Genomic DNA, 14,061 nt, shown 5'->3' with positions numbered 1-14,061 from the left:
TGCCATGCAAAAAGCCGTTGGACCGGCGTAAACCATCCGCCATAACTGCCGCCCTCTTCTGGTAGTATAGTCCACCAGCGCTACGATCGCGTCTAAGGTTAGCAGCAATGGGGTTGTCCGACAATCTGTGAGGCGGTTTTGTTCGTCGTTAGACAATCTTTAACCTTTTGAGTTGGCGTAAAAGGCAGGTAATGTGGCGTGATAAGACAGGTAATTCCTGACGGCGGATTGCATATATTTAATAATCAGGCGCATGGATGCGCCTGCGCGGCGGCGAGCCGCGGGAGACAGGGCCTGACATGTGCAGGCCCTGTCGTTGCAGACAAATAGAAGGAAACTATTTGTCTGCCTGATTAATATAATCTGAGCTGAATCAGTCGCCGGTCTTTTTATTGATATGACCGGCGCCACACGGATAAACAACAGGAGCCACGTATAACGCCATGGCGGTATTAGACATTCTTGTAAATCGAACCTCCACCCCTCTGTTGCAGGCGCCCGCGCCGAGCCATGAAGAATTGCGCAAACTGTATCCGGTGATCATGCGCGCGCCGGACCATGGCCGCTTACGGCCGTGTCGGCTGATTATTGTGGAAGGAGAAGGGCTCGACGCTTTGGGACGCATATACGGCGAAACCGCAGAGCAGGATGGTCAGGACGATGCGGCCAGGCAAAAGCTGGCCAAGGCCCCGAGTCGCGCGCCGATGGTGATCGTTGTAGTGGCCACCGTCCAGGAACATCCCAAGGCGCCTGAGTTGGAACAGCTGATTTCCGCCGGCTGCAGCGCTTATGCATTAATGCTCGGGTTGGAGGAATTGGGCTATGGCGCCATGTGGCGCACAGGATGGGTGGCCTATGACGAGCGCGTCAAACAGCGTCTTGGTCTGGCCTCCAACGAGCATGTGGTAGGCTATCTATATGTGGGAACGCCAGCCAGCAAAGAGAAGAAAGTTCCCGAACCCCCCGCTTTTGAAGAGCGCGTCAGTTTTTTCACTGGCGAACCGGGCTGATAATTCCTGCGACGCCGCCTGCGTCTGCAAGCGTCGCTTTTCTCAAATCCCCCGCAGTATATCCCTCGTCCTGTTCGCCTCTTTTCTATTGCGCTAAGGCGAGGGTTTTCCTCTTGCCGCATGGCGTGGACGCGCTTTCCTTCAGGGCGGTATCCCTTTGCCGCCTTCCGCCTGTGTAAAAATGTTATCTAACTGAAAAATAGAACAAAAAAATAACTGGCGCGGGACTTGCTGTCATTGTCGCAAATGACGATTGTCGCAGTCAGGCAACTGCAGAGGTGTTAAATGGCCATATCATTCGACAAAGCGCTGGGTATCCATGAGCAGGCGCTGAACGTCCGCACCAGACGGGCGGAAGTGCTGGCGAACAACATAGCCAATGCGGACACGCCGGGATTTCGCGCCCGGGATATTGATTTTAAAGCCGTGCTCAGGCAGGCCAAAAGTATAGAGGACTCATTGGAGGTGGTTACCACTGACGACGCCCACATGGCGATAAAGACCCCTGCGGAAGGGGCGTTGTTATACCGGCAACCACTGCAGCCTTCCATTGACGGCAATACAGTGGATACGCAGACGGAAATCGTCCAGTACTCCAAAAATGCGCTGGATTTTCAGGCCAGCTTTGAATTTCTCAATAGCCGCCTGAAAGGCATTGTCAGTGCGATTAAAGGAGAATAACGATGGCGATTAACAGCATTTTCGACATTGCCGGCTCCGGTATGACTGCACAATCCGTGCGACTGAACACCACCGCCAGTAACCTGGCCAACGCGGACACCGCCAGCTCCAGCATCGATCAGACTTATCGCGCGCGCAAGCCGATTTTTGCGGCGGTGCATCAGGATGCGCTCAATGCGGCGATCCCTCCTTCGATCAACGATGACGCCTCCCGCGGCGTTGAGGTGCGGGCCATTGTGGAAAGCGATGCGTCTCTGGAGCGTCGCTACCAACCGGACCACCCCATGGCGGATGCGGACGGCTACGTGTTTTATCCCAACGTGAATGTGGTGGAGGAAATGGCGGATATGATGTCCGCTTCCCGCAGCTTCCAGACCAATGTGGAAGTGCTGAATTCAGCGAAAACCATGATGCAGCGCCTGCTGACTATTGGTCAGTGATGAACTTTTCGTGAGGACAGCGTGATGAGCGATATCAATACGGCAAATCAGACTAGCGACGCGCTGAGTCAATACGCGCTTCAGCAGAAGTCCGCCAACAGGAAAAATGAACTGGGTAAAAATGAATTCATGGATCTGATGATCGCCCAGTTGAATAACCAGAGTCCGCTCGATCCCCAGGACAACACGGCGTTTGTCGCGCAGTTGGCGCAATTCAGCTCGGTGGAAGGCATTCAGTCATTGAATTCGACCGTGGACACCATGGCCTCTCAGTTTCGCAGTGCGCAGGCCCTGCAGGCTTCGGCGATGGTGGGACGGGATGTGCTGGCGCCGATGGAAAGCGCCATCAAGAGTGCGGATGGGTCCATAAATGGAGTGGTGGAGCTGCCTGCCGGGACCTCGCAATTGACCATTAGCGTCTATAACGAGGCTGGCGAGCTTATCACGAATATTGATAAAGGTTATCAGCCCGGCGGCGACGTCAAGTTCAGCTGGGACGGCAAAAACAGCAACGGCGAAACTTTGCCGGCGGGGCGGTATGAAGTGGTCGCGCGGGCTCGCTACAGCGGTGAGCAGATGCAAGTCAGCTCTTATCTGGCGGCCAATGTGGATAGTGTATCAATCGCGCGTGACGGCGGCGTCACATTGAATCTGGCCGGGCTTGGCTCGGTCGGATTAAGCGATATCAAACAGATCAGTTAGCATGTGCGAGGTGTGGTATGCCGTTTAATATCGCGTTAACAGGAATCAGAGCAGCGTCGGTCGACCTGGAGGTGACCGGCAACAATATCGCCAACGCCAGCACAACCGGCTTTAAGCGGTCGCGTGCGGAGTTTGGCGATCTATACGCCAACAGCTTTTTGAGCCTGGGCACCAACCCGGTTGGGGATGGCGTGCGGGTGCAAAAGGTGCGGCAAGAATTTGCGCAGGGCAATCTTTCCTTTACTGAGAATGGCCTGGACCTCGCCATCAACGGCGAAGGCTTCTTTATTCTCGACACCAACAATGGCGATCGCCGCTATAGTCGCGCCGGCGCTTTCGGCATCGACAAGGAAGGTAATGTGGTGAACAGCTCCGGCATGCACCTGCAGGGGTTTGTCGCCAATGACAGTGGCGTCGTCAGCGGAGTGCTCGGTGATCTGGTGATAGACGACACCAGCCTGGCGCCGGACAGAACCACAAGGGTGGACGCTAACCTGAACCTGGACGCGTCCGAGCCGGTGCTGCTGGAGCGTGGCGACTCGCTGACATCAGATGGGCTGCTGATTGGACAGGCGGTGGACGCCACCGCCGCTGGCACGAACGGAGCCAATGGCTATGCGGCGCAGACGATTACCGTGACCCAGGCTGACGGCTCAACCTCAACGGTGACCATTCCGGCGAACAGCTCCGCCAACGAAATAGCGGCGCTATTCAACAACGTAGACAACATCGACGCGGCCGCCAGCACTCGCGCCACGATCACTGCGGCTGGCTTCAACAACGCCTCCGGCACTATGCAGGTGTTTATCAACGGCGTGCTATTCGACGGCTACACCAACCTGACTGACCTGGGCGACGCCATCAACTCTTCCTCCTCATTGATTGGCGTACGCGCTGTGTTGGACGGTACGGATCTGGTGGTTATCGATAACCGCGGCAATGACCTCAGCTTCAGCTTCAATGGCGCAGCCGGCGACCAGTTTTTGGTGCAGGGCGACGACGCGGCGGCCACGTCGCAAACGCTGAGCACGGCTTTGACGGATGTGGTCGTTGGCGGCGGCGTCAACCTGACCATACAGGATGGCGTCACTGTGGCCAGCGGCACGACGGATCTGTTCGCCACCTTTACCGGCACGCCTTTCGTTAATAACGTGTTCGATCCGGCGGACGAAAACACCTATAACCATGCGACTTCAACTACGATTTACGACAGCTTGGGCAACTCCCACGTACTGACGACGTTTTTCGTGAAAGAGCCGCAAACGGCGACCACGCCTGATAACCTGTGGACCATGTATGCCTTGATCGATGGGCAGGACATAGGCGACCCGCTGGTGACCGGCGGTACGCCCACCCGCGCGTCCTACAGCCTGGTGTTCGATCAGGATGGCTCGATCAATGAAGTGCTGTCTGACGATGTGCTGATTTCCAACTGGACGCCGCTGGCGCCTGACGGTACGCCGAACGGCGCGGAGGGGCCGCTGAATGTGGCGGATGGCGGAACCCTGCCGATTCCTGATCCTCCCACCAGCTCCAACTTCTTTGTAGACCTTGGTACGACGACTCAGTATGGCAGTGCGTTTGCGGTTAACGACTTGCAGCAAAATGGCTTCACCACTGGGCGTCTGATTGGGTTGGACGTGGATGACGGCGGGGTGATTTTCGCCCGTTACACCAACGGCGAGTCCAAAGTGCTGGGGCAGGTCGCATTGGCGAACTTCAATGATATTCAAGGATTGGCGCCGGTTGGAGAAACCACTTGGGTGGAGACATTCAATTCCGGCAACCCGGTCATCGGATCTCCCGGCACTGCATCCCTCGGAGCTATTCGCTCCAGTTCTCTGGAAGACTCCAACGTGGATTTGTCCGAGCAGTTGGTGGGACTGATCATCGCCCAGCGTAACTATCAGGCCAATGCAAAAACCATTGAGACCGCCAACGCCATCACTCAGACCATCATCAACCTGCGTTAATGGATGAGTAAAAGAGTGAGAAAGGTAACCAACGCAATCAGGCGGAATTCGAGAGGTAGTCATGGATAAAGCCTTATACATCGCCATGAGCGGCGCCAAACAGAACATGCTGTCTCAGCGCGGCCACGCCAACAACCTGGCTAACGCCAACACCACGGGGTTCAAGTCTGACTTTATGCAGGCGCGCAGTATGCCTGTGTTTGGCGAACACTACCCCAGCCGCGCCTACGCGATGACGGAAAGGCCGGCGACGGACTTCGAAATGGGATCGCTGATGCAGACCGGGCGCGACTTGGACGTCGCCGTCGCCGGCAATGGCTGGATCGCTGTGCAGGCGCCGGATGGCGGCGAAGCTTATACCCGGGAAGGGGAGCTGCTGTTGGATGTGAATGGCGTGTTGCGCACCGGCTCCGGATTGCCGGTGCTCGGCAATGGCGGGCCTATCGCCGTGCCGCCTGCCGCCAAGCTTAACATTGGCGTAGACGGCACGATTTCTATCGTGCCCTTGGGCGGCAATCCGGATGAAATACAGGAAGTGGATCGTATCCGTCTGGTTAACCCTCCCGCCGAAGACCTTGAAAAAGGCGTCGATGGCCTGATTCATCTGAAGCCGGACGTTCCCGGTCCGGCGCTTCCTGATGGGCTGGTGCGTCTGGAGTCCGGCTATCTGGAGTCTTCCAATGTCAACGCCGTTGAAGAAATGACGGAAATCCTCTCTCTATCCCGCCAATTCGAACTTCAAGTCAAAGTTATGCGCGCTGCGGATGATAACTCCGAAGCTGCGGCACGCTTATTGCAAATATCCTAGTAATCCCGCATGAGCGGCAATTTTCCGCCATGCGGCCCGGAGTCTATCCGGGTATAGGTTGAAACCCATTTATTGTGTTGTCCGACCTGCATAGGAGAATTTGTCATGCATGGTGCGTTGTGGGTGAGTAAAACCGGGCTCGCGGCCCAGGATACTGCTCTAAAAACCATTTCCAATAACCTGGCGAACGTTAATACGACCGGCTTCAAGCGTGATCGCGCCGTGTTCCAGGACCTGCTGTATCAGATCAAGCGGCAGCCGGGCGGCCAGAGTTCTCAAGACACGCAACTGCCTTCTGGTTTGCAATTGGGGACAGGGGTGCGCGTGGTGGGCACTCAGAAAGTCTTTAGCGAAGGCAATCTGGAAGTCACTGAGCAGCCTTTGGATATCGCTATCAATGGCCGGGGATTTTTCCAGATTCTGATGCCGGACGGCACGATCTCTTATACCCGGGACGGTCAGTTTCACCTGAATTCTGACGGCGATGTGGTCACCGCCAATGGCTTCCCCCTTGAGCCCGGCATTACCGTTCCGGACGGCGCCTTGCACCTGACCATCAGCACCGATGGCGTGGTCAGCGTCACCGTGGCGGGCACTGCTACGCCGACTCAGGTTGGCAACATCAACACGGTGGATTTCATCAACCCGGCTGGGTTGGAAGCGATCGGCAATAACCTGTTCCGGGAGACCGCCGCCAGCGGCGACCCCCAGGAAGGCACGCCCGGGCTGGCGGGGCTGGGAACCGTTGAGCAGGGCATGGTGGAAACCTCCAACGTAGAGATTGTGGAGGAAATGGTGAACATGATCACCACCCAGCGCGCCTACGAGATGAACGCGAAAGTAGTGACCACTGCGGATCAGATGCTGCAGTACATCACTCAGAATCTTTAATTAATGAGCTGTCGATTTAATCGGGGAGGGCCAGGCGTGAAAACTCTAACGCTGATCTCACTAATCATGGTTACCTTGCTGAGCGGTTGCAGTCCGATCAGCCGTGAACAGGTGCGCCCGGGTGATCCCGCCTTCGCGCCAGTGCCTCCGCAGACGCTGATGCAGCCTGCGCCGGTGGATGGCTCCATTTATTCCAGCGCGCAGAATTTCTCCCTGTTTGGCGATCGCACGGCGCATCAAGTAGGGGATGTGTTGACCGTGGTGTTGCAGGAAAGTACGCAGTCTTCCAAGAGCACGGGCACCTCCATGAAGAAAGACTCCGAAAACTCCTTTAATGAGGCGACGATTTTGGGAACGGCGATTTCCGCCCATAACCTCAGTCTGTTGACAGACCAGAACTTTGAGCGGGATTTCTCCGGCGAGGCGGATGCGGACCAGAGCAACAGCCTGAGCGGCAGCATCAGCGTCACTATCTCGGATGTCTTGCCCAACGGCGTCTTGCGGATTCGTGGTGAAAAATGGCTGACCCTGACGGAAGGGGATGAATACCTCCGCGTTAGTGGTCTGGTGCGGCCGCAAGACATTGGCGTGGATAACACTATTCTATCCAGCAAGATTGCGGACGCCCGCTTCGCCTATAGCGGCGCCGGCGCCTTCGGCGACGTGAATCGCGCCGGTTGGCTGCAGCGGTTTTTCAACAGCGAATGGTTCCCTCTATAACGCCTGATTTTGAAACGATGACGTCTGTCTTTAACCAGCGGTATCCAACTATGCATGAAGTATCCGATAAAACCAATGCGATCCATCCTTTACAGAGAGTGTCGCGCGCGCTGTTTGCGCTGGGGCTGCTGTGTTTCGCTGCGATGGCCGGTGCGGAAAGGATTAAAGACATCGCCACCGTGGAAGGCGTGCGCAGTAACCAGATCGTGGGATATGGTCTGGTGGTGGGGTTGGACGGCACCGGCGACAAAGCGCCGTTCACCGATCAGACCTTCCGCAACATGATGAACCGTTTTGGCATCACTATCCCCGCCGGGACCGATCCGAAACTGAAAAATGTGGCGGCGGTCTCCGTGCATGCGGATCTGCCTGCGTTTTCTAAACCGGGACAGAAAATCGATATCACCGTCTCTTCCGTCGGCAACGCGAAGAGCCTGCGCGGCGGCAGCTTGCTGATGACCAACCTGAAAGGCGCGGACGGTAAAACCTATGCGGTGGCGCAGGGTAACCTGGTGGTAGGCGGGTTTGGCGCGGGCGGCGCGGATGGCTCCAGCATCACAGTGAATGTGCCCAGTGTGGGACGTATCCCCAACGGAGCCACGGTTGAGCGCGCTGTTCCCAGTAGCTTCAGTCATGGCGATACCTTGACGCTGAATCTAAGTTCGCCGGATTTTACTACCGCCAAGCGCGTGCAGGATCGCATCAATGACTTGTTAGGTCCCGGTCTGGCGCAAGCGGTGGACGCCGCCAGTATTCGAGTGATGGCTCCCCGTGAGGCGTCGCAGCGGGTGGGCTTTCTCTCTATTCTGGAAAATCTGGAGGTGGAGCCCGGACAAGAGGCCGCGAAGATAGTGATCAACTCCCGCACCGGGACAATAGTGGTGGGGCAGAATGTGAAAGTGCTGCCGGCGGCGGTAACCCACGGCAATCTGACCGTCACCATCACTGAAGACTTCGGCGTCAGTCAGCCCAATGCGCTGGCGGGAGGCGATACGGTCGTCGTTCCCCAGACAGATGTGAATGTGGAGCAGGAGCCCAGCCGTATGTTCAAGTTCGGCCCTGCGGCGACTCTGAATGACATTGTGCGCGCGGTGAATCAGGTCGGGGCGGCGCCAGGCGATGTGATGGCGGTGCTGGAGGCTCTGAAGCAGGCCGGAGCGCTGAAAGCGGAACTCATAGTGATCTAAGACGGCAATCGTGTTTTAAGGCAAAAGTATGACCATCAACAATCGCGCCCTCGACCAGGCTCATGTCTATACCGACCTGAACGCGCTGCAGCGACTGAAATCGCCCAGCATGGACAAGTCGGAGGCGATCAGCGCGGTGTCGAAGCAGTTTGAGTCCATCATGGTCAACCTGATGCTGAAATCCATGCGACAGGTCAACGCCGTGTTTGAACAGGGCAATCCCTTTCACGACTCCGCCTCCAATGTTTATCAGGACATGTTCGACCACCAGCTGAGTTTGACCCTGTCCAAACATAAGAGCTTTGGATTGGCGGATGCGTTGACCAAACAACTGCTGGCCAGGGAAAGCGGCGAGCCAAGAAAAGGCGGCTACAAAGACATCACTGAGTACCCCCGGTCGCTGGAAGCGATGACGCTCAATTATGCGCAGGCGGAAGAAAGTCTCGCGCAAGCGCCGGGATTGACGGAAGAAGAGACTCAGGCGCTGGAGCAGGTGGCCTATTACTCGGAGCAAATGTCGCGCTCCGCCTTTGTGGACTCAGAGGCGAAAGAGGTCATTGCAGCGGTGGAGCCGGCGCAGGCAGTCGTCAGCGATGATGGCGAAGTCCAGAAAGAGGCCGCCCCTGTTTCATTCGAGAGCCCGCAACACTTCGTGAACAGCCTGCTGGCGTCAGCGCGTAAGGCGTCCGACGGATTAGGCGTGGAGCCGGGCGTCCTGTTGGCGCAATCGGCGCTGGAGACTGGCTGGGGGCGGCGCATGATTTTCACTGAGGAAGGCGAGCCCAGTTACAACCTGTTTGGCATTAAAGCGGATCAGCGCTGGAAAGGTCCGGTCGCCTGGGTGACGACGACAGAGTACAGAGAAGGGGCCATGGTGAAGGAGCGGGCGTCGTTCCGCGTCTATGGCTCTTATGAAGAAAGCTTTACGGATTATCTCAACTTCCTGCAGGGGCAGCCCCGTTATCAACAGGCGTTGAAGCAGGTGGCGGAGCCGGAAGCATACCTGCGGGAACTGCAAAAAGCCGGGTACGCCACTGATCCGAATTATGCGTCGAAGATTCAGCGCATTATGAACGGCGCGTACCTGCAAAGCGTCCGCCCGGATGATCAAGGCTGAGGACTCCCGTCATGAGCACTAACGTCATCAACATAGGACTCACCGGACTCAAAGCCAGCCAGACTGCGCTGGCCACTACCGGCAACAACGTCTCCAACGCCAACACTGAAGGCTATAGCCGTCAGCGGGTGGAGTTTGAAGCGACGCCGTCTCAGTTCATCGGGGCGGGGTATCTGGGGACCGGGGTGGGCGTTGCGGATATTTCCCGCATGACGAATCAGTTCCTGGTCTCGCAGTTGCGCTCGGACACCTCCATGTTTAGCGAAATCGACAAGGTGCGCGCCAACGTCAGCCAGATCGACAGTTTGCTGGCGGACCCCACCACCGGATTGTCGCCTGGCATGAGCGCTTTCTTCCAGGCGTTGCAGGGCGCAGCGGACGATCCTTCGTCTATCCCTGAGCGGCAGTTGGTGCTGACCCAGGCGGAAGGGCTTATTAACCGTTTCAATGTTTTGTTTAATCGTCTTGACTCACAGCTGAACAATATTGATCAGGACATGCGCTCGTTGATTACGGAGGCCAACAGTCTGGCCAGCGGTATCGCCCAGGTGAACCAGGCCATCGTTTCCGCCCGAGGATCGACTCAGGGGAAAGACGTTAACGATTTGCTTGATAAGCGCGACCAGATGATTCGCGAGTTGTCGGAAATTGTTTCAGTCACGGTGGTCGAACAGACGGACGGCCAGCTCAATATTCTGGTAGGTAAAGGACAATCTCTGGTTATCGGCTCTCACGCCAACTCAATGGGATTGCAGGTCAGCAACACGGACCCAACGCGCCAGGAGGTGGCGTTGACGGAAAGCGGCGGCTCTGGAACCAATATTATTACCTCGGAAATAACTGGTGGCGAGTTAGGCGGCGCGTTGCTGTTTCGGGACCAGATTCTGCAGCCGTCGTTTAACGCGCTGGGTAGAATTGCGGTGGTGATGGCGGATACCATCAACGAGCAGCATCAACTGGGCATGGACCTGGAAAACCGGCTCGGCGGTAACTTTTTTGAGGACATCAATTCCGAAAACAATGCCCGTCAGCGGGTCACCGCAAACGAAGGCAACGCGTTGCCCAATGATAGGGAGATCAGCGTGGAGATTATCGACACGTCCGCGTTGACTACCAAAGATTATCAAATCCAATTTACCGGCCCTTCCGATAACGACATCCTGGTGGTGGATACGCTGACCGGGGCCACAGTCACCAGAGGTCGACTACCGGGTTTGTTTCCCGCCACTTTCGAGTTTGATGGATTACGGATCAACTTCGAGTCAGGCAGCTTTCAAACCGGCGACAGCTTTCTGGTGACGCCTACCCGCTATGGCGCCAGAGACATTGATATGTCAGTGACGCGGGTGGAGGAGATCGCGTTGGCGTCGCCGATTCGCACTGAGTCGGACCTGGGCAATGTGGGTAATGCGGTAATCAGTCCTGGTGAACTACTGGCGGTCAAGCGCAGCTCCAATGATGCGTTGCTGCCGACTTTTGCGGTTCCTGGGGAACTGACGCCGCCGATACTCATTCGCTTTCTTACCGACACTTATTATGAAGTGCTGGACAACAGCGACCCGGGTAACCCGGTTCCACTTGATCCGCCTCTCAATAACCAGAGATATATCGCCGGCGTAACCAATACGATTTTTACAGCGGACGAGGGACAAACAGCGGTCAGCGCTGAGGGGGTAAGCGTTGCTCAGGTTCCGGCGCCCGTGGCGTCTCCCGGTCCTTATGCGAATGGCTACGGCGCACAGACCGTGACAATTAAAAATCGCGACCTGGAGACTGGCATTGTCACCACTCAGTCACCGATCAACATCGCCGCCAACGCCAGCGCAGAGGAAATCGCTTCGGCTCTCAATAGCCGCAACGGCGTGTCCGCCAGCGCATATACGGAAGTGGAGATTTCCAACTTTGTGGATGATGGCGGCGGTACGGCGCCGGGATTGACCATCAACGGAGAAACGCTGACGGCGCCAGTTGGCGGCTCCTTTACGCCCGACGATTACGTGGAGCTGATCAACAGCAACTCAAACCTCCAGGACGCAGGCGTCGTTGCCTGGAGTGACGGCGGTACGCTGACTGTCCGCGCATTGACTGGCAAGGACATTACCGTTGAAGTGACAGGAGACGCGACGGATTCCGTGGATATCGCTACAGCCAATGATACCGTTGCGACCACCATCGCCGGCGGTAGCGGAACCAGCGTTGGCGGTTTCGTTGACGTGCAGTTGGATGACGGCGTACGCCTCACCGCGGACAACAACAATATATTCTTGCCCGCGCCGGTGGCGCAGAGTTCGTTCCGGGGCTATCAGGCCAGTATTAGCGGCACGCCCAGTCAAGGGGATACTTTCACCATCGAGTACAACGAAAACGGCGTCTCCGATAACCGCAATGCATTGAAAATGGTGGGACTGGAAACGGAAGGGACCATCGGCGGCAATATCAGCACATACAACGAGGCCTATTCCCAGTTGGTCGAAGTGGTCGGCTCCACCGCCAGCCAGGCGCAACTGGATACGGAGTCGGCCCAGTCCCTGCTGCGGCAGTCGGAGAATCGCTGGCAGGAGGTTTCCGGCGTCAGTCTGGATGAAGAGGCGGGTCGTCTGATTCAGTTTCAGGCGGCCTACAATGCGTCTGCGCAAGTGGTGTCCATCGCCCGACAATTGTTCGACACACTGTTGAACACTTTCGCCTGATGGGTAACCCGAGGATGTAACCATGCGTATCTCAACCCAACAACTGTTTAATCGCGGACTGGACAATATTCTGGATGTGACCAGCCAGCTGCAGAAGACACAGCTGCAAATTTCCAGTGGGCGTAGGGTGTTGACGCCGGCGGATGACCCGGTGGCGTCGACGCGGATACTGCAGATAAATCAAGAGCTGTCGTTGATCGATCAGTACAAGAGCAATATCAATCTGGCGGAAAACCGTCTGAGCCTGGAAGACGGTCTTCTGGACGGCGTCGGCGAAGTGATTCAACGCTTACGTGAGCTGACAGTACAGGCGGGCGACGGCTCTCAGAATGCGGACGATAAAAAGTTCATTGCCGCAGAAGTGCAGCAACGGCTTAGCCAGTTGGTCGGCATGCTCAACACCAAGGACCCCAGTGGAGAATATATTTTTGCAGGATTTCAGGGTAAGCAGGAGCCGTTCCAGTTGAATGCGGCGGGGGCGTATCGGTATGTGGGGGACGAAGGGCGACGTTTCATGCAGATTGACGCCAATGTGTCCGTGGCCGCGGGCGATAACGGCAAGGAAGTCTTCGTCAATATCAAAAGCGCGAATAACACTTTCTATACGCAGGCGAGTCCCCGCAACACGGCGGAACCGCCCGCGATCATTACGCAAGGGCAGATGATTGATCAGGAGTTATATGACGCTTTTTATCCAGAAGATATGGTTGTCGTATTCAATGATGAAACTGATGTGGTTCCACCAGCTCCCAACTACTCCATAGTTCAACGCTCTGATGGTAAGCCCGTTTTGAATAATCAGCGCTATGCCACTGGGCAGCCCATTCAGGTGCAAGGCGTGCAATTTGAAATTATCGGTTCGCCTCAACCCGGCGACACCTTCTTTGTGCAGTCTTCAGAAAAGCAGGGTCTTCTGACCACGGTGGAGCGTCTGGCGGAGGGACTGGAGGATTATCAGGATACCCCGGCGGGTCGTCAGACATTGACCGATCTATTGGATTCCACCCTGGCGAATTTCACTAATGCGGAAACCAAATTGCTGGAGACGCGCTCGCGACTTGGCGCCCGATTGAACACCATCGACGACACCAAGCAGCTACATGAGGATGTTGAGGTGTTGACCAAAGAAGTGCTGTCTGAACTGCAGGACCTTGATTACGCAGAGGCGGTCAGCAATCTGACCCTGCAGAATTTTGTGCTGCAGGCCGCCCAACAATCCTATTCACGAGTCACCAGTCTGTCGTTGTTCGATTTGCTCTAAGCTGGACGGCGATCAAATGAATCGCCGTCGCTCTCCTCAAACACGTCTATTCTTATAGTCAGGATTGATCGCAGTTAAAGAGGCTCCTCTATGAGAATGATTTCTTCATTGGCTATATGTGGTGTGTTTCTTTGCAGCGGCGTCGCATCCGCTATCGCCATAGATGGCGCAGCGCCGCCATGGCTGGAAATGAAAAATAATTATCTCTCCAATATGTCCAATGGCTGTATCAGCGCACATAGTGGACAGGGAGAAGGAACGGAGGCGGTAGCGGACTATTGTTCCTGTGTCGTCAAACGGGTCGATAAAGAGCTGACGTTGGACGACATTCGTTACTTCGCGGAACAGGGCAGACCCAACAGCTCGCATACGGAAGTGATTGTCAGCGCGATACAGGCGTGCGGAGAAAGTAAATAGCTAAAGACGCAAACGCTTCGCGTGAAGAAAATTTAATAAGGATAAATAGGGTGAGAAATTAGAAAAGAGAAGAAAGTTGGTGCCGGGAGAGAGAATCGAACTCTCACTCCCGAAGGAACACGAGTTTGAGTCGTGCGCGTCTACCAGTTCCGCCATCCCGGCAA

13 protein-coding genes and 1 tRNA gene are annotated in these 14,061 nt (G+C 56.1%); 13 read left to right on the top strand and 1 reads right to left on the bottom strand.

The features are described from left to right. Window positions 1-443 precede the first annotated feature (443 nt). The 13 genes from HCH_RS20050 to HCH_RS19990 all read left to right on the top strand — a co-directional run bounded on the left by HCH_RS20050 (window position 444) and on the right by HCH_RS19990 (window position 13,897). Complete coding sequence (locus HCH_RS20050; RefSeq protein WP_011398254.1) at window positions 444-1,010, top strand: nitroreductase family protein; 567 nt, start codon at window positions 444-446, stop codon at window positions 1,008-1,010. Window positions 1,011-1,295: 285 nt separating this feature from the next. Then, entirely contained in the window at window positions 1,296-1,691 is a 396-nt protein-coding gene (gene flgB, locus HCH_RS20045; RefSeq protein ID WP_011398253.1) for a flagellar basal body rod protein FlgB, read from the top strand. A 2-nt stretch (window positions 1,692-1,693) separates the two neighbouring features. Continuing rightward, window positions 1,694-2,131 carry a flagellar basal body rod protein FlgC gene (gene flgC / locus HCH_RS20040; RefSeq protein ID WP_011398252.1) on the top strand — a complete coding sequence of 146 codons (438 nt, stop codon included), beginning with the start codon at window positions 1,694-1,696 and terminating at the stop codon, window positions 2,129-2,131. 24 nt (window positions 2,132-2,155) lie between these two features. Continuing rightward, on the top strand, window positions 2,156-2,833 hold the full coding sequence (locus tag HCH_RS20035) for a flagellar hook assembly protein FlgD (protein WP_011398251.1): 678 nt from the start codon (window positions 2,156-2,158) through the stop codon (window positions 2,831-2,833). A 17-nt stretch (window positions 2,834-2,850) separates the two neighbouring features. Next, a complete protein-coding gene (locus tag HCH_RS20030) occupies window positions 2,851-4,806 on the top strand; it encodes a flagellar hook protein FlgE (RefSeq protein ID WP_011398250.1) in 1,956 nt (651 codons plus the stop codon). A gap of 61 nt (window positions 4,807-4,867) precedes the next feature. Continuing rightward, a complete protein-coding gene (gene flgF / locus HCH_RS20025) occupies window positions 4,868-5,614 on the top strand; it encodes a flagellar basal-body rod protein FlgF (RefSeq protein WP_011398249.1) in 747 nt (248 codons plus the stop codon). 105 nt (window positions 5,615-5,719) lie between these two features. Further along, entirely contained in the window at window positions 5,720-6,505 is a 786-nt protein-coding gene (flgG, locus tag HCH_RS20020; protein ID WP_011398248.1) for a flagellar basal-body rod protein FlgG, read from the top strand. Window positions 6,506-6,541: 36 nt separating this feature from the next. Then, entirely contained in the window at window positions 6,542-7,225 is a 684-nt protein-coding gene (flgH, locus tag HCH_RS20015; RefSeq protein ID WP_011398247.1) for a flagellar basal body L-ring protein FlgH, read from the top strand. A gap of 50 nt (window positions 7,226-7,275) precedes the next feature. Beyond that, entirely contained in the window at window positions 7,276-8,412 is a 1,137-nt protein-coding gene (locus HCH_RS20010) for a flagellar basal body P-ring protein FlgI (RefSeq protein ID WP_011398246.1), read from the top strand. A gap of 28 nt (window positions 8,413-8,440) precedes the next feature. Then, window positions 8,441-9,529, top strand: coding sequence for a flagellar assembly peptidoglycan hydrolase FlgJ (flgJ, locus tag HCH_RS20005; RefSeq protein WP_011398245.1), 1,089 nt, complete (start codon window positions 8,441-8,443; stop codon window positions 9,527-9,529). An 11-nt stretch (window positions 9,530-9,540) separates the two neighbouring features. Next, window positions 9,541-12,219, top strand: a complete 2,679-nt coding sequence (gene flgK / locus HCH_RS20000) for a flagellar hook-associated protein FlgK (RefSeq protein WP_011398244.1) — start codon at window positions 9,541-9,543, stop codon at window positions 12,217-12,219. A 22-nt stretch (window positions 12,220-12,241) separates the two neighbouring features. Next, a complete protein-coding gene (gene flgL / locus HCH_RS19995) occupies window positions 12,242-13,480 on the top strand; it encodes a flagellar hook-associated protein FlgL (protein WP_011398243.1) in 1,239 nt (412 codons plus the stop codon). 90 nt (window positions 13,481-13,570) lie between these two features. Beyond that, on the top strand, window positions 13,571-13,897 hold the full coding sequence (locus HCH_RS19990) for a hypothetical protein (RefSeq protein ID WP_011398242.1): 327 nt from the start codon (window positions 13,571-13,573) through the stop codon (window positions 13,895-13,897). 77 nt (window positions 13,898-13,974) lie between these two features. On the opposite strand, the gene HCH_RS19985 is transcribed toward HCH_RS19990, so the two are convergent. After that, window positions 13,975-14,059, bottom strand: a tRNA-Leu gene (locus HCH_RS19985). Window positions 14,060-14,061: the final 2 nt, after the last annotated feature.

It is taken from the genome of Hahella chejuensis KCTC 2396, from assembly GCF_000012985.1.
Taxonomy (GTDB): Bacteria; Pseudomonadota; Gammaproteobacteria; order Pseudomonadales; family Oleiphilaceae; genus Hahella; species Hahella chejuensis.
The sequence above is the reverse complement of the archived record's forward strand: the minus strand, read 5'-3'. Positions and strand labels throughout refer to the sequence as shown.